This is a genomic window from Plantibacter sp. MMLR14_011 (assembly GCF_001865025.1).
In the GTDB taxonomy this organism is placed as follows: Bacteria; Actinomycetota; Actinomycetes; order Actinomycetales; family Microbacteriaceae; genus Plantibacter; species Plantibacter flavus_A.
This window is the reverse complement of sequence record NZ_MJGW01000094.1, coordinates 1-19,547: the sequence shown is the minus strand read 5'-3', so window position 1 is coordinate 19,547 and position 19,547 is coordinate 1. Positions and strand designations below refer to the sequence as shown.

Here is a 19,547-nt window from a genome sequence, read left to right as displayed (position 1 = left end):
CCAGCGCGCAGAGACCCGCGCTCGCGTCAGCGCACCGCGCTGGCGACCTGACCCAGGGCGTTTTCGAGGACGGACACCGCGTCGCGGAGGAGCTCGTCGGACATGACCGCGCTCGGGAGGAGTCGGAGTACCGAGTCCCAGGAGCCGGCGTCGAGCACGAGCACGCCCTGGGCGATCGCCGCGTCGATGACGGTCTGCAGTGCCGTGGGGTGCGGTTGCTTCGTGCCGGGGACGACGAACTCGACGCCGGCCATCGCACCGATGATCCGGACCTCGCCGACGATGTCGAAGCGCTCGGCCCAGTCACCCATGAGCGATCGCAGGGTCGCCTCCACCCGACGGGCCTCGCCCAACAGGTCCTCGCGCTCGATGACCTCGAACGTCGCGAGCGCGGCCGCCGTGGACACCGGGTTGCCGCCGAAGGTGCCGCCGATACCACCGGGCTGGACGGCGTCCATGATCTCGGCGCGCCCGGTCACGGCCGACAGCGGGAAGCCGCCGGCGATGCCCTTGGCGCTCGTGATGAGATCGGGTACGACACCGTGGTGCTCGATCGAGTACCAGGCGCCGGTGCGTCCGATGCCGGCCTGGATCTCGTCGGCGACGAACACGATCCCGTTCTCGGTGCACCATTCGCTGATGCGCGCGAAGTAGCCGGGCGCGGGGATGACGATGCCGCCGTCGCCGAGGACCGGTTCGGCGAAGAACGCGGCGACCTCACTCGCACCGATGTGCCGTTCGATGTAGTCGATCGTCACTTCGGCAGCCGCCGGTCCGTCGAGCCCGTCGCGGAAGGGGTAGGAGAGCGGGACACTGTAGATCTCACCCGGGAACGGGCCGAACCCGAGGCGCTCGGGCGCCGGCCGGTAGGTCATCGCCATCGTCAGGTTCGTGCGTCCGTGGAAGGCGTGGTCGAGGGCGACGATCGCGCGACGTCCGGTGTACTTCTTCGCGATCTTCACCGCGTTCTCGACGGCCTCGGCACCGGAGTTCAGGAGGATGGAGCGCTTCTCGAAGTCGCCCGGCGTGATCTCGGACAGCTTCTCCGCGACGCGCAGGTAGTTCTCGTACGGCGTCACGGTGAAGAGCGTGTGCGTGAGCTTCGTGGCCTGCTCAGCTGCTGCCGCGGCGACGTCGGGGTTGGCGTGTCCGATGGTCGTCACACCGATGCCCGTTCCGAGGTCGATGATGTGGTTGCCGTCGACGTCCACGAGGATGCCGCCGGAGCCGTGGTCCATCCACACCGGCGCGAGGTTGCCGGCACCGCGCGACACCGCCCGGCGGCGCCGTTCCGTGAGTGCGAGCGATCGGGGGCCGGGGATGGCGGTCACGAGCTGGCGTTCCTGGGGCACGGAGTAGTCGATGGTCATGCAAGCCATGGTAGGCGCGCGTCCTCCGAGGATGCCGGGGGTCGGCGGAGCGTCGCCGACGATTCCACGACATCTGGCGGTTGACTGGTGTTCACCAACCGTCCATGCGCGCTGCCTACCGTTGGCGGCGCTGAACAGCCGGACGACAGGGGATCGCGTATGGACGCCGACACCAGCACCGCCCTCCTCATCGAGCGGCAGCCCACGCTGCTCGGTGGCGTGCGCGCACCGGCCGAACGCACCCTCCTCGACGTCCTCCGTGACGTTGCCGAGTCGCATCCCGAGGCCTCGGCGATCGAGGACGCGGAGGGCGCGCTCAGCTACCGCGAGCTCGTCCTCAGTGCCGAGCGGGTCGCGGCCGGGCTGTTCGCCGCCGGGGTCCGCCGCGGTGACCGGGTCGGTGTCCGGATCGCCTCGGGCACCCGCGACCTCTACCTCGGGATCCTCGGGATCCTGTTCACCGGAGCGGCCTACGTCCCCGTCGATGCCGACGACCCGGAGGAGCGGGCACGACTCGTGTTCGGTGAGGCGGCCGTCGTCGGCGTGCTGGTCGACGGCGGTGTCTTCGAGCGCTCGCGCCGCGGAACGGAGGACCCGGCCGACGACGCCGCCGACCCCGACCGGGTGCAACTCGCGACGGGTGCGGCACCCCACCCGGGCACCCGGGCGATCCCGGTCCTCGAACCACCGCGACCGGGCGACGACTCCTGGATCATCTTCACCTCCGGCTCGACGGGCACGCCGAAGGGCGTCGCCGTCTCGCACCGCTCTGCCGCCGCGTTCGTCGACGCCGAGGCGCGGCTCTTCCTCCAGGCGGAACCGCTCGGCCCCGGTGATCGTGTGCTGGCCGGCCTGTCCGTCGCCTTCGACGCGTCCTGCGAGGAGATGTGGCTCGCCTGGGGACACGGCGCGTGCCTGGTCCCGGCGCCGCGCTCGCTCGTCCGCAGCGGCATGGACCTCGGACCCTGGCTCACCGCGAAGGGCATCACCGTCGTGTCGACGGTGCCCACGCTGGCGGCGATGTGGCCCGCCGAATCCCTCGAGAACATCCGCATGCTCATCTTCGGCGGCGAGGCCTGCCCGCCGGAGCTCGCCGCCCGGCTGGCCGTGGACGGCCGAGAGGTCTGGAACACCTACGGACCGACCGAGGCCACCGTCGTCGCCTGCGCCGCGCTGCTGACCGGCGAGCAGCCCGTGCGGATCGGACTGCCGCTCGACGGCTGGGACCTCGCCGTGGTCGACGCCGAGGGCGTCCCGGTCGAGGAGGGCGGCGTCGGCGAACTCATCATCGGCGGCGTCGGACTCGCCCGGTACCTCGACCCAGCCAAGGACGCCGAACGGTATGCGCCCATGCCGAGCATCGGGTGGTCGCGGGCGTACCGGAGCGGCGACCTCGTCCGCTACGAGGCCGCAGGACTCGTGTTCCAGGGGCGCGCGGACGATCAGGTCAAGATCGGCGGTCGGCGCGTGGAACTCGGGGAGATCGAGGCCGCCCTGCAGGCGCTGCCGGGCGTCTCGGGTGCGGCAGCAGCCGTCCAGCGCACCGCCGCCGGGAACGCCGTCCTCGTGGGGTACCTCGCAGTGCCCGACCGCGACGGGTTCTCCCTCGAGCGGGCGCTCGACACCCTCCATGAGCAGCTCCCGGCACCGCTCGTCCCGCTCCTCGCCGTCGTCGGCGAGCTGCCCACCCGCACCTCCGGCAAGGTCGACCGAGCCGCGCTGCCGTGGCCGCTCGACGCCGCCGACGGGGAGGACGCCTCGACCCTGTCGGGCACCGCCGCGTGGCTCGCCGAGCAGTGGACGGCCGTCCTCGGGGTCCGGGTCACGGCCGAGAGCGACAACTTCTTCAGCCTGGGCGGCGGGAGCCTGGCGGCCGCGCAGCTCGTCTCGCTCATCCGCACCCGCGATGCCGAGTTCACCGTCGCCGACATCTACGGCCACCCCCGACTCGGCGCGATGGCCGCCGAACTCGACGGCCGACGCCCCGAGCGTCGCAGTCGGGCGGCCGTCGCGGACCCCGTGCTCCCGACGCCGCTCGCGACCCAGTGGGCACAGACCCTCCTGGGTGTCCCGCTCCTCATCCTCGTCGGACTCCGGTGGCTCGTGTACCTGCTCGCCGGCAGTCGGGTCCTCGGCCTCGTCGCGGACGTCCCGTACCTCCCCATGGTCTCCTGGTGGTGGATCGCCCTCGGGTTCCTCGTGGTCATCACCCCGATCGGACGCATGGCGATCTCCATCGTCGCGGCGAAGCTCCTCCTCGTCGGCGTCCGCCCGGGCGACTACCCGCGCGGCGGCTCGGTCCATGTGCGGCTCTGGCTCGCCGAACGCGTCGCCGACACGGTCGGCGCGGTGAGTCTCGCCGGTGCCCCGTGGATCTCGAGCTACGCCAGGGCGCTCGGCGCGAAGATCGGTGCCGACGCGGACCTCCACAGCGTGCCGCCCGTCACCGGGTTCCTCACCGTCGGGGCGCGCGCATCGATCGAGCCCGAGGTCGACCTCCGCGGCTACTGGGTCGACGGCGACACGCTCCGACTCGGCCACGTCCACATCGGCGCGGAGAGCACGGTCGGCGCTCGCAGCACCCTGCTCGCCGGCACCCGGATCGGCAAGCGTGCGGAGATCGCCCCGGGATCGTCCGTCTTCGGCCGCGTCCCCTCCGGACACCTGTGGTCGGGGTCGCCCGCCGTCCGAGTGGGCAAGGCGAAACCGGTCTGGCCGACCGAGCGACCCCCGCGTCGCCGACGCTGGCTGTTCGCGTACGGCGCGGGATCGGCGCTGCTGTCGGTGCTGCCGTTCCTCGCCTTCGTGCTGGCGGCGGCGGTCGTGGCGGCGGGCGCGTCGGGCGCGACCAGCCTGCTCGACTTCTCCTGGCGCGCGCTCCTCTGGGTGCCCATCGCCACCCTCGTGTGGTTCGTCGTCCTGGCGATCAGCACGATCGGCCTGGTCCGTCTGCTCGGCCTCGGTCTCAGCGAGGGCTACTTCCCGGTACGCAGTCGGGTCGGTTGGCAGGTGTGGGCAACGGAGCGGCTCCTGGACGCCGCGCGCACCCTCCTCTTCCCCCTGTACGCGAGCCTGTTCACGCCCGTCTGGCTCCGTCTGCTCGGGGCGAAGGTCGGACGCAACGTGGAGGCCTCGACGGTCCTCCTCCTCCCGCGGATGACGACCGTCGGCGACGGCGCGTTCCTCGCGGACGACACGATGGTGGCCTCCTACGAGCTCGGTGGCGGGTGGATGCGGATCGCCGGTGCGTCCGTCGGCAAGCGCGCCTTCCTCGGCAACTCCGGCATGGCGGGCCCCGGCATGCACGTGCCGAAGAACGGCCTCGTCGCCGTGCTGTCGGCCGCACCGCGGAAGGCCAAGTCCGGCTCGTCCTGGCTCGGGAGCCCGCCGATGCGACTCCGGCGGCAGGTGTCCGACGCCGATCTCGACCGGACCTACGACCCGCCGCTCCGGCTCCGGATCGCCCGCGCGCTGTGGGAGCTCTGCCGCATCGTCCCCGTCATGGTGACGACCGGCATCGCGCTCCTGGTGCTCCTCGCGCTCGCCTGGTTCGCCGACACCTGGGGTCTCGGTGTCGCGATCGCCGTCAGCGGAGCCGTGCTCCTGGCGGCCGGCGCGGTCGCGGCGGGGATCACGACCGTCGCCAAGTGGGTGATCGTCGGACCGATCCGCACGGGGGAGCACCCGCTCTGGTCCTCGTTCATCTGGCGCAACGAGGTGTCCGACACCTTCGTCGAGATGGTCGCGGCGCCCTGGTTCGCGGCACCCGCCACCGGCACCCCCGCCCTCACCTGGTGGTTGCGCTCGCTCGGCGCCCGCATCGGTCGTGGGGTCTGGTGCGAGAGCTACTGGCTGCCGGAGGCCGACCTCGTCCGACTCGGCGACGGCGCGACGGTCAACCGGGGCTGCGTTGTGCAAACGCACCTGTTCCATGATCGAATCATGAGTATGGATCAGGTCGAACTCGCATCGGGCGCCACGCTCGGGCCGCACAGCGTCATCCTCCCCGGGGCGCGGATCGACGACGACGCGACGGTCGGACCGGCCTCGCTCGTCATGCGCGGAGAACGCGTCCCGGCCGGCACCCGGTGGAGCGGCAACCCGATCGGCCCGTGGCGCGAGGTGACGACGGCGGAGTACCGGGAGCCCCAGGTCGCGTCCTGATGGGGGAGGCTCTCGCCCGTCTGCGGAGCGCAGGCGACCCCTACACGCCCTCCAGCGGAAATCGTGGCTACCGCGTCGTCCGGTACGAGCTGGAGCTCGACTACGACGTCGACCGCAACGCCCTGTCCGCCACGGCTCGGCTCACCGCCGTCGCGACGGAGGAGCTCACACGGTTCTCGCTCGACCTCGCCGCGCTGCGCGTCACCCGTGTCCAGGTCGATGGGGCCGACGCGAAGCGGACGCACGGCTCGGGCAAGCTCACGCTGACGCCCCGGAACACCATCGCGGCCGGCGCCGAGTTCTCCGTGCTCGTCCGGTACTCGGGTGCGCCCCGTCCCGTGCGCAGCCCCTGGGGCGAGATCGGCTGGGAGGAACTCGAGGACGGCGTCATCGTGGCGTCCCAGCCGTGCGGTGCGTCCAGTTGGTTCCCCTGCAACGACCACCCCTCGGACAAGTCGTCCTATCGGATCAGTGTCACGGCGTCGTCGGCGTACACGGTCGTCGCCCCCGGGGAGCTGGTCTCGCGGGTCGCCCGCGCGAGCCGGACCACATGGGTCTACGAGCAGCCCGAACCGATGGCCGCCTACCTCGCGACGGTGCAGATCGGCCGGTACCAGCGGCTCGCCGTCAGCGCTCGGGTCGCGACGAGCACGGTGCCGGTCGTCGCACACCTGCCACGCGACCTCACCGCGCGGTTCCGACACGACTTCGCCGAGCAGGTCGACATGCTGGCGTGCTTCGAGCGCGCCTTCGGGCCCTACCCCTTCGGCAGCTACGGCGTCGTCGTCACGGACGACGTGCTGGAGATCCCGCTCGAGGCGCAGGGGATGAGCGTGTTCGGCCGCAACCACGTCGACGGCGTCAGCGGTTCGGAGCGGTTGATCGCGCACGAGCTCGCCCACCAGTGGTTCGGGAACAGCCTGACGATCGCCACCTGGCGCGATATCTGGTTGCACGAGGGCTTCGCCTGCTACGCCGAGTGGCTGTGGTCGGAGGAGTCGGGCGCTGAGACCGCCGACGCCTGTGCCCGGGCGCACTACGCGGCGCTCCGACGTGCACCGCAGGACCTCGTCGTCGGCGATCCGGGACCCGCGGACATGTTCGACGACCGGGTCTACAAGCGGGGCGCGATCGCCCTGCACGCCGTACGCCGGCTGCTCGGCGACGAGGCCTTCTTCGACCTCCTGCGTGACTGGGTGGCGTCCTTCCGGCACTCGAGCGTGTCGACGGACGACTTCGTCCGGACGGCCGATCGACATGCGCCGGCTCCGGTCGAGCCGCTCCTCGACGCGTGGCTCTTCCAGGAGGCGCTCCCGCCGTTCCCCGTCGGCTGAACCGGGTCAGGGGAGCATGAGGGCCGTCGCGACGACGAATCCCGGCGCACGCTCCGGGTGGTCGATGACGAAGTGGTGGCCGGCGGTCTCGGTGACGCGCGGTCCGGCATCCGGCCCGAGGTCGATCGTCGCGGGATCGGTCGTGAGGCCCGTACCGAGAGCTTTCGTCACGGCTTCCTTCGCCGTCCAGCGCTCGGCGAGCGCCCGCAGGCGTCGTCGGTCCGGCAGCCGCTGCCACTGCTCCCGTTCCGCGGGGGTGAGCGCGACGTCCTCGACGCCGGCGAACCGGGCCGCGTCGATCCGTTCGACGTCGACACCGACGGGGTGCTCGGTCGACACCGCCACCGCTGAGGCGTCGGCGGTGTGGGAGACGCTCACGTGGACGGTCCGGCCTCCCGCGCGCACCCGTGGTCGTCCGTGCGCGAGACCGCAGTCCGGGCAGACCGCCGTGACCTCGATCCGCTCGGGGTCGGTACCGATCGTCTCCGCGACGGTGCGCAGGAGCAGTGCACGACCGAACAGGAACCGCCGGGCCGAGGTCGCGGAGGAGGTGTCGAGGCGGTCTCGGGCGGGCGCGTCCAGCAGGGCGGCCGTGCCGGCGAGGTCGAGCTCGACGGCGCTGGCCCAGCGCAGGAGGCGGACCGTCGGCTGCGGCAGGGGATCGGCTCGGTGCATGGCCCCCGCGTCCCGGAGTCGGAGCGATGCGAAGCAGGACCTCGCGAGATGGTGATGGTGCCCTCGACTGGATTCGAACCAGCGACTTCTTCCTCCGGAGGGAAGCGCTCTTCCGCTGAGCTACGAAGGCGGAACACGTCCAAGCTACCAGAGTCGGGACCCACGCCGGTACCGGAGGCGTGCGGGCTCGGTGTCGCCCATCGCGTGGAACAATGAGGACATGCAGCGCACCCTGACCGCGTCGCTCGATCTGCGGGTGCACGATCGAGCCGACCTCATCTTCTCCATCGCTGCAGCCGGCGGCACCCCGCTGGCGAGCGAGCGACTGCAGGTGCACTCCTCGGACGGCCCGTGCGCCGTGACCGAGATCGCGGGTCCGGACGACACACGACTCCACCGGGTCATCGCCGAGCCCGGCCGATTGCAGGTCGACTACGAGGCAGTGGTCGTCGGGCAGGCCGTGCCGCGTCCCGTGGACGCTTTGGAGACCGTGACGTACCTCCGTCCCAGCCGGTACTGCGAGTCGGACGCGCTGTTCTCGCTCGCGCGTTCCGAGCTCGGTTACCTGCTCGAGCACCGTCGTCTGCACGAGGACGGCACGGTCTCCGGCGGTCTGCAGGTGCTTCCATGGGTGGCGGCCTGGGTCGGACGACACCTCTCCTACGTCTCCGGCTCCACGACCGTGTCGGACAGTGCGGTGTCGACCCTGGCCGCGGGGCGTGGCGTGTGCCGGGACTTCGCACACCTGACCATCGCGATGCTGCGGGCGCTCGACATCCCGGCCAGGTACGCCGCGGTCTACGCTCCGGGTCTCGTGCCCATGGACTTCCACGCGGTGGCCGAGGGCTTCGTCGACGGCGCCTGGCATGTGGTCGACGCGACGGGTCTGGCACCGCGCCAGTCGCTCGTCCGCATCGCCACCGGACGCGACGCCGCGGACGTTGCCTGGTTGAGCAACCACCACGGCAACGTGACCGTCGAAGACATGCGGATCGACGCCCTGATCGACGTCCTGCCCGCCGACGACCCGGCGCAGGCGGTCGTGCTCGCCTGACGGTCGCCCCCGAGGACCGCCGTGTCGCTGCTGCGACGCGCCCGGGTAGAATCGCTCCTCGTGACTCCTGAAGACCTCGCCTCCGCCCTGCACGCCATCGTCGTTCCGATCGTCGAACGACGACGCGAGGCGGCGGGCATCACCGACGAGGTCGCGGTGTCGGTCGACGACGTGGTGCTGGAGCGGCCGAAGAATCGCGATCACGGCGACTGGGCCTGCAACATCGCGATGAAGCTCGCGAAGCGGGTGGGCGCGAACCCGCGCGAACTCGCGCAGGAGTTCGCCGACGCGCTCGTGCAGGTCGACGGTGTCGCCTCGGTCGAGGTCGCGGGTCCCGGGTTCATCAACGTGCGCCTCGACGCCGCTGCCGCGGGTGCGCTCGCGAAGGTGATCGTCGACGCCGGTGACGCGTTCGGTCGCAACGACAGCCTCGCCGGTCAGACCATCAACATCGAGTTCGTCTCGGCCAACCCGACCGGCCCGCTCCACATCGGCCACACGCGCTGGGCCGCGCTCGGCGACTCGCTGGCCCGTGTCCTGAGCGCGTCCGGCGCGACGCTCGTCAGCGAGTACTACATCAACGACGCCGGCAACCAGATGGACACCTTCGCGGACTCGATCCTCGCCGCGGCCAAGGGGGAGCCGACGCCGGAGGGCGGCTATCCCGGGGCGTACATCGGCGACCTCGCGAAGACCGTACTGGCCGAGATCCCCGACCTCCTCGAGCGTCCGGACGCCCGTGAGGTCGCGCGGGAACGCGCCTACGCCCTGCAGCTCGGTGAGATCCGCGCTTCCCTCGAGCGCTTCAACGTCCACTTCGACGTCTGGTTCAGCGAGCGCACGCTGCACGCGACGGGCGAGGACGGCACGAGCCTCATCGACCAGGCCGTGGACCGGTTGCGCGAGCAGGGGCACGTGTTCGACGAGGAGGGCGCCGTCTGGGTGCGCACGACGGACTTCGGCGACGACAAGAACCGCGTCATCCGTCGATCCAACGGCGTCTACACCTATTTCGCCGCCGACGCCGCGTACTACCTGAACAAGGGCGACCGCGGCTTCCAGCACAAGATCTACCTGCTCGGTGCCGATCACCACGGGTACGTCCACCGGCTGAAGGCGCTCGCGGGCGCGGCCGGAGACGACCCGGACCGCGACATCGAGGTGCTCATCGGGCAGCTCGTGAGCGTGAACGGCGCCCGGCTCTCCAAGCGGGCCGGCAACATCATCGAGCTGGACGACCTGCAGGCCTGGATCGGGACGGACGCCCTGCGGTACTCGCTCGGTCGCTATCCGGCCGATTCGCCGTTGGCCCTCGACCCGGAGCAGCTCCGCAGCCGGACGAACGACAACCCCGTCTTCTACGTCCAGTACGCCCACGCCCGCACGAACTCGGTGGCGCGCAACGCCGCCTCGGCCGGGGTCGACCGCAGCGCCTTCGCACCGGAGCTGCTCGTCCACGAGACGGAGTCGGCGCTCCTCGGCGTCCTCCAGGAGTTCCCGCGGATCGTCGCGCAGGCCGCACAGCTGCGCGAGCCGCACCGCGTCGCCCGGCACCTGGAGGAGACCGCGAGCCTGTACCACAAGTGGTACGACAGCTGCCGGGTCGTCCCGATGGGGGAGGAGCCGGTCACCGACCTGCACCGCACGCGTCTCTGGCTGAACGACGCGACCGGCACCGTCATCCGCAACGGGCTGGCGCTCCTCGGCGTCTCCGCGCCGGAGCGCATGTAGCGTCCCCGCAGCAGGAGATCCGCGCGAGCGCAGGACGGTTCCTCGGGAACGGTCCTGCGCTCGCGCCGATCTCCGGTGTGCGCTGTCCGAGCGGTGAGTCCTTCGGTAGCGTGACAGGATGCGCAGCCTCACGTCCCGCCCGTCCCTCGTCGTCGTCGTGATCGCGGCGGCCCTGTCGCTCTCGGGCTGTGTCGGCCAGGGCTCGGGCGTTCCCGGCACCGCGGCGCCGAGCGCGACCTCCGCGTCGGCCGTGGACCTCCGCGCGTTCGCACCGTTCGGAACGGAAGGGTCCGGCGTCTCGATCCGCCTGCAGTTCCCCGACGGCCTGCACGCCGGCAGCGTCGGCACCATGGACTACCTCCAGAACATCGTCTCGCCTCCGGTGCAGTGCGCGCCGTTCGAGATCGAGCTCGAGGAGGTGGGCACGAGCACGCTGCAGATCGACGGGGCACTCTCCGTCGTCGTCCGGGGCGAGGGCGGGAAGACGGTCGCGCCGGCGTTCGTCATCCCCGGTGACCCGGTTCGTGCGGCCTTCATCTCGCCGGACGTCCTGACGAAGAGTTCCCTGGAGGACTCGAACCTCACCGAGCTGGAAGGGTTCACGCTGGCGGCCTTGTATCCCACCTCGGCTGCCGACTGGGAGCGATTCAGCGGCAGGGTGCTCGACATGCCGGAGGTCGAGCTCGACCAGGTCTGCTGACGCGGCCCCGGAGACGACGGTTCGCTACCCTCGGAACATGAGTGAGCAGCAAGCGTCGGGCAAGCGCAGGCGTCCCTGGCTTCCGATCGTCATCGTCGTCGGGGTGCTCGTCGTCCTCGTCGGCGCGTTCCTGATCGCCGACACGATCGTGCGCGGCGTCGCCGAGGAGCGCGTCGCGACGCAGATCGAGCAGAGCCTGCCCGACGACGTCGACGCGGACGTCTCCGTGTCGATCGGCGGTGCCTCGGTCATCGCCCAGTACCTCACCGGAACGTTCGAGCACGTGGACCTGCGTGCACCGGACGCGAGCGTCGACGGCATCCCGCTGGATCTCCGTGTCAGCGCGGACCGGGTCCCCCTCGACCCGGAGCAGACCATCGGTCGGGTGGTGGCGACCATCAGGATCGATGCCGCCGGAGCGGCGGACCTCGCCGAGACGGCAGGGCTCCCTGGCACGCTCACCCTCGGCGCCGACGAGATCGGGTACGCGGGTGAGGCGACCGTCCTCGGGTTCACGATCCCGTACGACTTCTCCGTGGCGCCGACCACCACGGCCGACCGGGTGAACCTCATGCCGACGTCCGTGAACGTCGACACCGGGCTCCTCGGCGTCATCGACCTGCGGGCGCTCGTGACCGGCTTCCTGCAGGGCGACCCGCCGAGCATCTGCGTCGCCCAGTACCTGCCCGAGGGGGTCGACCTCGATGGACTCGCGGTGACGCCGGAGGCGGCGACCGCCACCCTGACGTCGACGACGCTCCGGCTCGACGAGGCGTCGCTGCAGACGCTCGGCAGCTGCGACTGAGCCTCACCCCGCCACCCGGCGGGGGAGGGGAGCGGGCCGCCCGACGTCACGATGCTGCACGGTCACGCGCGTCTCGCTAGACTTTCCACACACCCACTGCTCCGACCGGGCGGTGAGGTGTGCCGTCGGGCCCTCGGGCCCGTGTTCCACCACAGTCGTTCCAACCGAGCGGCGATGGGTGCGGACGACCGGGATCACCAACCACCGGGTCGTGCGCATCCACCTTCATCGGTGCTCTGCAAATCGGTGCTTCAGGGGCCAAACCGGGTCCGCTCGCCCAACGAGAACCTCCTTTTCCGCTCAACAGGACTCAGGACACCCCCGTGGCCAGAAACCCCCTCGCCCCCGACTGGCTCGCCGAGCCCGTCGATCCGAACGCGCTCGATCCGGCCGTGTGGCCGGCCTCGGCCGCCCGCGACACCGACGGCCTCCTGCAGCTCGGCGGCGTCGACGTCCGCACGCTCCAGGAGCGCTTCGGCACGCCCCTCTACGTCGTCGACGAGGACGACGCCCGGGCCCGCGCCCGCACGCTGAGAGAGGCGTTCGAGCGTGAAGCGGCGGCCCGCGGCACGAGTGTCGCCGTCTACTACGCGGGGAAGGCGTTCCTCTCGGCCGAGGTCGCGCGCTGGATGACGGCGGAGGGCCTCCGTATCGACATCTGCAGCGGTGGAGAACTCGCCGTAGCACTCGCCGCCGGAACCGATCCGGCCCAGCTGGGCTTCCACGGCAACAACAAGTCGGTCGCGGAGATCGAGCGAGCCGTGGGTGTCGGGATCGGCGCGATCGTGCTCGACAGCCTCACCGAGATCGACCGCGTCGCCGCGGCGGCCGAGCGCGCTGGCCGGGTCCAGTCGGTGCGCCTGCGCGTGAACAGCGGCGTCCACGCCCACACGCACGAGTACCTCGCGACCGCCCACGAGGACCAGAAGTTCGGGCTGCCGCTCGAGGACACCGCCGACGCCGTCGCGCGCATCCGGTCGCACGCCTCGCTCGACTTCCTCGGACTCCACTGCCACATCGGCTCGCAGATCTTCGGGTCCGACGGGTTCGCCGAATCCGCCGCCCGCCTGCTCGCCGTGCACGCACGCCTGCTCGAGGGCGGCCCCGTGCCCGAGCTCAACCTCGGTGGCGGCTTCGGCATCGCCTACACCAGCGCCGACGACCCGACGCCGATCGAGCAGCTCGCGGCGGACATCCTCGCCGGTGTCCAGGCTGCGGCAGACCTCCACGGCGTCCGGATCCCGAAGCTCGCCTTCGAACCGGGACGCGCGATCATCGGCGGCGCCGGCATCACGCTCTACGAGGTCGGCACGATCAAGGACGTCGTGGTCGCCTGGAACGACGAGGGCGAGACGGCCGTCCGCCGCTACGTCAGCGTCGACGGCGGGATGAGCGACAACGCCCGGCCGTCGCTGTACGGCGCGGACTACACGGTCCGGATCGCCGACCGCGTGAGTGAGGCGCCTCCTGCGCTCGTCCGGATCGCCGGCAAGCACTGCGAGTCGGGCGACATCGTCGTGAACGCCGACTACCTGCCGGCCGACGTCCGCGACGGCGACCTCTTGGCCGTCCCCGCGACCGGGGCCTACTGCTGGTCCCTCGCGAGCAACTACAACTACCTCGGTCGCCCGGCCGTCGTCGCCGTGTCGGGTGGCGCGGCCCGCGTCATCGTGCGGGGCGAGACCGAGCACGACCTCCTCAGCCGCGATGCGGGATTGGACACGGAATGATCGAATACCGCGGACTGAAGGTCGCCCTGCTGGGCGCCGGATCGGTGGGCTCGCAGGTGGCGCGTCTGCTGCTCGAGCACGCCGACGAACTGGCGTCCCGTGCCGGAGCGAGCCTCGAGCTCATCGGCATCGCCGTGCGCGACGTCGACGCACCTCGCGACGTCGACCTGCCGAGGGAGCTGTACACGACCGATGCCGAGCAGCTCATCCTGAGCGCCGACATCGTGATCGAACTCATCGGCGGCATCGAGCCGGCGCGCAGCCACATCCTGCAGGCCATCAACGCCGGTGCCGACATCGTCACCGCCAACAAGGCGCTGCTCGCGACGCACGGCCCGGAACTGTTCGACGCCGCTGAGCAGGTCGGCGCCCAGCTGTACTACGAGGCGGCCGTCGCCGCGGCGATCCCGATCATCCGACCCCTGCGGGAGAGCCTCGCGGGCGACCGCATCAACCGGGTGCTCGGCATCGTCAACGGCAGCACGAACTACATGCTCGACCGGATGGACCGCTTCGGCGACACGATGGAGGACGCGGCAGCCGTCGCGAGCGAGCTCGGGTACCTCGAGGCCGACCCGACCCTCGACGTCGAGGGCTACGACGCGGCGCAGAAGGCGACCATCCTCGCGAGTCTCGCCTTCCACACCACCGTCCCCGTCGAGGCCGTCCACCGTGAGGGCATCACCGGGATCACGAAGGCGCAGGTCGACCTCGCCCGCAGCGAGGGATACGTCATCAAGCTGCTCGCGATCGCGGAGCGGATCGTCGATGAGACGACCGGCGAGGAGGGCCTCTCCGCCCGCGTCTACCCGGCGCTGATCGGTCGCGAGCACCCTCTGGCCGCCGTGCACGGCGGCAACAACGCCGTCTTCGTGGAGGCCGAGAACGCCGGAAGCCTGATGTTCTACGGCGCTGGCGCCGGCGGTAAGGAGACCGCCTCCGCGGTCCTCGGCGACCTCGTCTCCGCGGCCCGTCGTCACGTCGCCGGCGGCCCCGGTGTCGGCGAGTCCACGCACGCCGACCTGCCGGTCCTCGAGATCGGCCGCGTCACGACGCGATACCAGGTCACCCTCGAGGTGGCCGACGAACCCGGCGTGCTCGCCGCGGTCGCGGGGATCCTCAGCGACGGCGGCGTCTCGGTCGAGACCTTCCAGCAGTCCGTGGCCTCCTCGGATGGGACGCTGTCGACCGCTACCCTGGTCATCGGCACCCACCGGGCGCTCGAATCGGCCCTCGCGGCCACGGTCGAGCAGCTCGCCTCGAACGCCCACGTCGAGCGGGTCGTGTCCGTGCTCCGGGTCGAAGGAGCCGAGTAGGTGCCGAACCGCACGACCACCGACCGCGTCGCTCGCCGACCTCTCACCAGATTGCAGGCATCCCTATGAGTCACACCGAACCGCTTGCGATCGGACGCACCGTCACCGTGAAGGTGCCGGCGACCACCGCCAACCTCGGCCCCGGCTTCGACACGCTCGGTCTGGCGCTCGCCCTGTACGACGAGCTGACCGTCACGGTCCGCGAGGAGCCCGGCGTGTTCGTGGAGGTCATCGGTGTCGGCGCCGGCGAGGTGCCGACCGACGCCTCGAACCTCGTGATCACCGCGATCGCGCACGCTCTGCGTGCCTACGGCCACGACCTCCCCGGTCTCGACGTCGTCGCGCGGAACGTCATCCCGCACGGCCGCGGCCTCGGCTCCTCGGGCGCAGCGATCGTCTCCGGCATCATGGCGGCGAAGGGGCTCCTCGAGGGTCGGGTCGAGCTCGGTCCGGACGACCTCCTCCGGCTCGCGACGGAGATGGAGGGTCACCCCGACAACGTCGCTCCGGCGCTGTTCGGCGGCCTGACGATCGCGTGGACGACGGACGACGGCCCACAGCACAAGAAGCTCATCGTGCACCGCGGGGTCTCGCCGCTCGTGCTCGTCCCCGAGCACACGATGTCCACGGAACTCGCCCGCAGCCTGCAGCCCGCCAACGTGCCGCACGCCGACGCGGCGTTCAACGTCTCGCGTTCGGCGCTCCTCGTCGCCGCGCTCACGCAGAGCCCCGAGCTCCTGCTCGCGGCCACCGAGGACCGGCTCCACCAGAGCTACCGCGCCGCAGCGATGCCCGAGACGAACACCCTCATCACGCTGCTGCGCGAGCACGGCTTCGCCGCCGTCGTGTCCGGCGCCGGTCCGTCGATCCTCGTCCTCGCGGACGATCCCGGACGACGCCTCGAAGCCACCGCGCTGGTCGCCGAGCACGCCACCACCCCGTGGCAGTCGCTCATGCTCGCGGTCGACTTCAAGGGTGCTACAGTGGGAGGGCACCCGGCCCACCCCGCCTCTTCGGCGTAACCGGCTTCCGGGGCAATTCCGCACAATCATCGCTTTCGCACCAATTGATCGCGTCTGTTCGGGTCCCACCGTGTTTCCATCCTGCTGAGCAGCGCTCCGCCGGGTCGTCGCACCGGGCTATCCGCACAGGCTCTGCGTCGTGTGAACATCACCCACCCGCCGCACAGGATCCCGGTGCGATCGCCGCCTGCGCGAGACAGCTCTGTCTCGACGCAAGGGAAGGAAGACACACGTGACAGACGTCAACGAAGGCGCCTCAGGCGTCTCGCTGGATGCCGACCCGAAGACGCTCAAGGTCGCCGACCTGCAGCGTCTCGCCGCCGCTCTGGGAGTGGCCGGAGCCTCGAAGCTCCGCAAGGGCGAGCTGGTCGAAGCCATCCAGACCATCCAGAACAGCACCGACACCGACACCGACGCCGCGGCCACCGAGACCGCCGACGTCATCGAGTCGGTCTCCGCGCTCGAAGTCGCGCCGGAGGCACCGGTGCAGTCCAAGCTGCCTGAGCTCGACCTCGCGCTCGACCAGGCCTTCGGTGCCGAGAAGGCGGCCCCGCCGGCGCGACGCAAGTCCCGCCGGGCCACGACGGCCACCGTCGCCCCGAACGCGACCCCGATCGTCGGCGCCCCCGTCGTCGAGGCACCGGCTGCGCCGGCTGCCGCACCCGCCCCGGTCGAGGCCGAGGCGCCGTCCGCTCCGGCCGACGCGGCTCCGGCCGAGCAGTCCGACGACGCCGCCGCGACCGCTGCGTCGCAGAGCGCCGACGAGACGACCCCCGAGCAGACGCCCAGGCGTTCGCGCGGCAACCGCCGTGGGCGCGGACGCGATCGCGACCGCAACGCCGACGACGCCGAGCAGAACACGGCTGAGCAGGGCACCGGCGAGCAGGCCGGCGGCGAGCAGCGCCGCGCCGCACAGAACGCCTCCGAGCAGGACTCGAACGACGACGCCGCGAACACGGACGCCGACGACACCCAGGACGGCGAGCAGCAGGACGGCCAGTCGTCCGGCGGACGTCGCGGTCGCGGCCGTGGGCGCAACCAGAACAACGGTGGCCAGAACAACGGCAACCAGAACGCCGATGCCGGCCAGAAGGCCGACGCCAAGCAGGAGCAGCAGGGGCAGAACCGCGGCAACCAGGGCAACCAGGGCGCACCGGGCGACGAGTCCGAGGGTCGTGGCGGCCGCAGCCGCTACCGCGACCGCAAGCGTCGCGGTAGCGTGCAGAACGACGACGTCGAGCCCGAGATCGCCGAGGACGACGTCCTCATCCCGGTCGCCGGCATCCTCGACGTCCTCGACAACTACGCCTTCGTGCGCACCTCCGGCTACCTCCCGGGCACCAACGACGTCTACGTCTCCCTCGGCCAGGTGAAGAAGTACCACCTGCGCAAGGGCGACGCCGTCGTCGGGGCCATCCGTCAGCCGCGCGACAACGACAGCAGCAGCCGCCAGAAGTACAACGCGATCGTCAAGGTCGACTCCGTCAACGGCCTGTCCGTCGACGAGGCCGGCGCCCGCGTCGAGTTCGGCAAGCTGACCCCGCTGTACCCGCAGGAGCGCCTCCGTCTCGAGACGGAGCAGACGAAGCTCACGCAGCGCATCATCGATCTCGTCGCACCGATCGGCAAGGGTCAGCGCGGCCTGATCGTCGCCCCGCCGAAGGCCGGGAAGACCATCGTCCTGCAGCAGATCGCCAACGCGATCTCGATCAACAACCCTGAGGTCCACCTCATGGTCGTGCTCGTCGACGAGCGTCCCGAAGAGGTCACCGACATGCAGCGCACGGTGAAGGGTGAGGTCATCGCCTCCACCTTCGACCGTCCGGCCGAGGACCACACGACCGTCGCCGAACTCGCGATCGAGCGCGCCAAGCGTCTCGTCGAGCTCGGCCACGACGTCGTCGTGCTGCTCGACTCGATCACGCGTCTCGGTCGTGCCTACAACCTCGCCGCACCCGCCTCGGGTCGGATCCTCTCCGGTGGTGTCGACGCCGCGGCGCTGTACCCGCCGAAGCGCTTCTTCGGTGCCGCTCGCAACATCGAGAACGGCGGATCCCTCACGATCCTCGCGACCGCGCTCGTCGAGACCGGTTCCAAGATGGACGAGGTCATCTTCGAGGAGTTCAAGGGCACCGGCAACTCGGAGCTCCGGCTCTCGCGCCAGCTCGCCGACAAGCGGATCTTCCCGGCCGTGGACGTCAACGCGTCCTCGACCCGCCGCGAGGAGATGCTGCTCGCCCCCGACGAGGTCAAGGTCACCTGGAAGCTGCGTCGTGCCCTCGCCGGCCTCGACCAGCAGCAGGCCCTCGAGGTCGTCCTCGGCAAGCTGAAGGAGACCACGTCCAACGTGGAGTTCCTCGTCCAGATGCAGAAGTCGATGCCCGCACCGACCTCGCACAGCCACGGACACGAGAACAACCACCGCTAGCGGTCCCGACCGACCCCATCCGTACCCGCGCCGCACCGGCATCGGGAACGGGTGGGGTCGGTCCCGTTTCGCCCCCGGTGCCGCATGATGGTGATGAAGGAAGAGAACGATGTTCGAATCAGTTGAGACGCTCGTCGCCGAGCACAAGGATCTCCAGGATCAGCTCGCCGACCCGGCGGTCCACGCCGACCCCGCGCGGTCGAAGAAGATCAACCGCCGCTACGCCGAGCTGTCGAAGATCATCGCGGCCTACCACACCTGGCAGGCGACGCAGGAGGACCTCGACGCCGCTCGCGAACTCGCCAAGGAGGACGAGGCGTTCGCCGAGGAGGTGCCGGTGCTCGAAGAACTGCTGGTGACCAACCAGGAGAAGCTCCGCCGTCTCCTCATCCCGCGCGACCCCGACGACGGCCGCGATGTCATCATGGAGATCAAGGGTGGCGAGGGCGGCGCGGAGAGCGCGCTCTTCGCCGCCGACCTGCTCCGGATGTACCTGCACTACGCGGAGTCCAAGGGGTGGAAGACCGAGCTCCTCGAACGCACCGAGAGCGACCTCGGCGGCTACAAGGACGTCCAGGTGGCGATCAAGTCGAACGCGACCGACCCGTCGCAGGGGGTCTGGGCGCACCTCAAGTACGAGGGCGGCGTGCACCGCGTGCAGCGTGTGCCTGCCACCGAGTCTCAGGGCCGCATCCACACCTCCACGACGGGAGTCCTCGTCTTCCCCGAGGTCGATGAGCCGGAGGAGGTCGAGATCAGCCAGAACGACCTGAAGATCGACGTCTACCGGTCGAGCGGCCCCGGCGGTCAGTCGGTCAACACCACGGACTCCGCGGTGCGCATCACCCACCTGCCGACCGGCATCGTGGTGTCGATGCAGAACGAGAAGAGCCAGCTGCAGAACCGTGAGGCCGGTATGCGCGTGCTCCGCGCCCGAATCCTCGCGCGTCAGCAGGAGGAGCAGGCCGCTCTCGACAGCGCTGCCCGCAAGACACAGATCCGCACCATGGACCGCTCCGAGCGCATCCGCACCTACAACTTCCCCGAGAACCGCATCGCCGACCACCGGACCGGGTACAAGGCCTACAACCTCGACGGCGTCATGAACGGCGCGCTCGGGCCGATCATCGAATCGGCGATCACCGCCGACGAGGAAGCGCGCCTGGCCGACATCGGCGACCAGGACTAGGACTCGAGAGCGCAGTCGTGGTCGTCATC

Annotated in this window: 13 protein-coding genes and 1 tRNA gene; 11 read left to right on the top strand and 3 right to left on the bottom strand. The window is 70.8% G+C overall.

Annotated features, from left to right (window positions below; all coding sequences use genetic code 11):
- Positions 1–26: 26 nt before the first annotated feature.
- A complete protein-coding gene (locus BIU99_RS18060) occupies positions 27–1,370 on the bottom strand; it encodes an aminotransferase class III-fold pyridoxal phosphate-dependent enzyme (RefSeq protein ID WP_371263826.1) in 1,344 nt (447 codons plus the stop codon).
- Positions 1,371–1,529: 159 nt separating this feature from the next.
- Between BIU99_RS18060 and BIU99_RS18055 the strand changes: the two genes are divergently transcribed.
- Together BIU99_RS18055 and BIU99_RS18050 are read left to right on the top strand one after the other, a co-directional pair.
- Complete coding sequence (locus BIU99_RS18055; protein WP_071262444.1) at positions 1,530–5,534, top strand: Pls/PosA family non-ribosomal peptide synthetase; 4,005 nt, start codon at positions 1,530–1,532, stop codon at positions 5,532–5,534.
- Positions 5,534–6,868 (top strand): M1 family metallopeptidase, encoded by a 1,335-nt coding sequence (locus BIU99_RS18050; RefSeq protein WP_071262443.1) that lies wholly within the window; start codon positions 5,534–5,536, stop codon positions 6,866–6,868. The genes BIU99_RS18055 and BIU99_RS18050 overlap by 1 nt, the downstream gene beginning before the upstream one ends.
- 6 nt (positions 6,869–6,874) lie before the next feature.
- Here the strand turns inward: BIU99_RS18050 and BIU99_RS18045 are convergent, their stop codons facing one another.
- Together BIU99_RS18045 and BIU99_RS18040 are read right to left on the bottom strand one after the other, a co-directional pair.
- On the bottom strand, positions 6,875–7,543 hold the full coding sequence (locus BIU99_RS18045; protein WP_071262442.1) for a 4'-phosphopantetheinyl transferase superfamily protein: 669 nt from the start codon (positions 7,541–7,543) through the stop codon (positions 6,875–6,877).
- Between the two features lie 55 nt (positions 7,544–7,598).
- Positions 7,599–7,673: transfer RNA gene (locus BIU99_RS18040), tRNA-Arg, on the bottom strand.
- Between the two features lie 90 nt (positions 7,674–7,763).
- Here BIU99_RS18040 and BIU99_RS18035 point away from each other — a divergent pair.
- From BIU99_RS18035 to prfA, 9 genes are all read left to right on the top strand, one after another.
- Positions 7,764–8,597 (top strand): transglutaminase family protein, encoded by an 834-nt coding sequence (locus tag BIU99_RS18035; protein WP_071262441.1) that lies wholly within the window; start codon positions 7,764–7,766, stop codon positions 8,595–8,597.
- Positions 8,598–8,657: 60 nt separating this feature from the next.
- Positions 8,658–10,328: an arginine--tRNA ligase gene (locus BIU99_RS18030; RefSeq protein WP_064295369.1), complete on the top strand. Its 1,671-nt coding sequence runs from the start codon at positions 8,658–8,660 to the stop codon at positions 10,326–10,328.
- A 118-nt stretch (positions 10,329–10,446) separates the two neighbouring features.
- Complete coding sequence (locus BIU99_RS18025; RefSeq protein ID WP_071262440.1) at positions 10,447–11,028, top strand: hypothetical protein; 582 nt, start codon at positions 10,447–10,449, stop codon at positions 11,026–11,028.
- A gap of 37 nt (positions 11,029–11,065) precedes the next feature.
- A complete protein-coding gene (locus BIU99_RS18020) occupies positions 11,066–11,833 on the top strand; it encodes a DUF2993 domain-containing protein (RefSeq protein ID WP_071262439.1) in 768 nt (255 codons plus the stop codon).
- A 323-nt stretch (positions 11,834–12,156) separates the two neighbouring features.
- Entirely contained in the window at positions 12,157–13,563 is a 1,407-nt protein-coding gene (gene lysA, locus BIU99_RS18015) for a diaminopimelate decarboxylase (RefSeq protein WP_071262438.1), read from the top strand.
- On the top strand, positions 13,560–14,879 hold the full coding sequence (locus BIU99_RS18010; RefSeq protein WP_071262437.1) for a homoserine dehydrogenase: 1,320 nt from the start codon (positions 13,560–13,562) through the stop codon (positions 14,877–14,879). The genes lysA and BIU99_RS18010 overlap by 4 nt, the downstream gene beginning before the upstream one ends.
- Positions 14,880–14,944: 65 nt before the next feature.
- Entirely contained in the window at positions 14,945–15,901 is a 957-nt protein-coding gene (thrB, locus tag BIU99_RS18005) for a homoserine kinase (protein ID WP_071262436.1), read from the top strand.
- A gap of 232 nt (positions 15,902–16,133) precedes the next feature.
- The gene (gene rho, locus BIU99_RS18000) at positions 16,134–18,329 is read left to right on the top strand and encodes a transcription termination factor Rho (RefSeq protein ID WP_071262435.1); all 2,196 of its coding nucleotides are present in this window, start codon (positions 16,134–16,136) and stop codon (positions 18,327–18,329) included.
- A 109-nt stretch (positions 18,330–18,438) separates the two neighbouring features.
- Entirely contained in the window at positions 18,439–19,518 is a 1,080-nt protein-coding gene (prfA, locus tag BIU99_RS17995; protein ID WP_071262434.1) for a peptide chain release factor 1, read from the top strand.
- Positions 19,519–19,547 lie beyond the last annotated feature (29 nt).

Excerpts from the sequence above, each read along its gene's own strand:
- BIU99_RS18060 (WP_371263826.1), bottom strand. The coding sequence starts at position 1,370 with ATGACCATCGACTACTCCGTGCCCCAGGAACGCCAGCTCGTGACCGCC.
- BIU99_RS18055 (WP_071262444.1), top strand. The coding sequence starts at position 1,530 with ATGGACGCCGACACCAGCACCGCCCTCCTCATCGAGCGGCAGCCCACG.
- BIU99_RS18050 (WP_071262443.1), top strand. The coding sequence starts at position 5,534 with ATGGGGGAGGCTCTCGCCCGTCTGCGGAGCGCAGGCGACCCCTACACG.
- BIU99_RS18045 (WP_071262442.1), bottom strand. The coding sequence starts at position 7,543 with ATGCACCGAGCCGATCCCCTGCCGCAGCCGACGGTCCGCCTCCTGCGC.
- BIU99_RS18035 (WP_071262441.1), top strand. The coding sequence starts at position 7,764 with ATGCAGCGCACCCTGACCGCGTCGCTCGATCTGCGGGTGCACGATCGA.
- BIU99_RS18025 (WP_071262440.1), top strand. The coding sequence starts at position 10,447 with ATGCGCAGCCTCACGTCCCGCCCGTCCCTCGTCGTCGTCGTGATCGCG.
- BIU99_RS18020 (WP_071262439.1), top strand. The coding sequence starts at position 11,066 with ATGAGTGAGCAGCAAGCGTCGGGCAAGCGCAGGCGTCCCTGGCTTCCG.
- BIU99_RS18010 (WP_071262437.1), top strand. The coding sequence starts at position 13,560 with ATGATCGAATACCGCGGACTGAAGGTCGCCCTGCTGGGCGCCGGATCG.
- thrB (WP_071262436.1), top strand. The coding sequence starts at position 14,945 with ATGAGTCACACCGAACCGCTTGCGATCGGACGCACCGTCACCGTGAAG.
- prfA (WP_071262434.1), top strand. The coding sequence starts at position 18,439 with ATGTTCGAATCAGTTGAGACGCTCGTCGCCGAGCACAAGGATCTCCAG.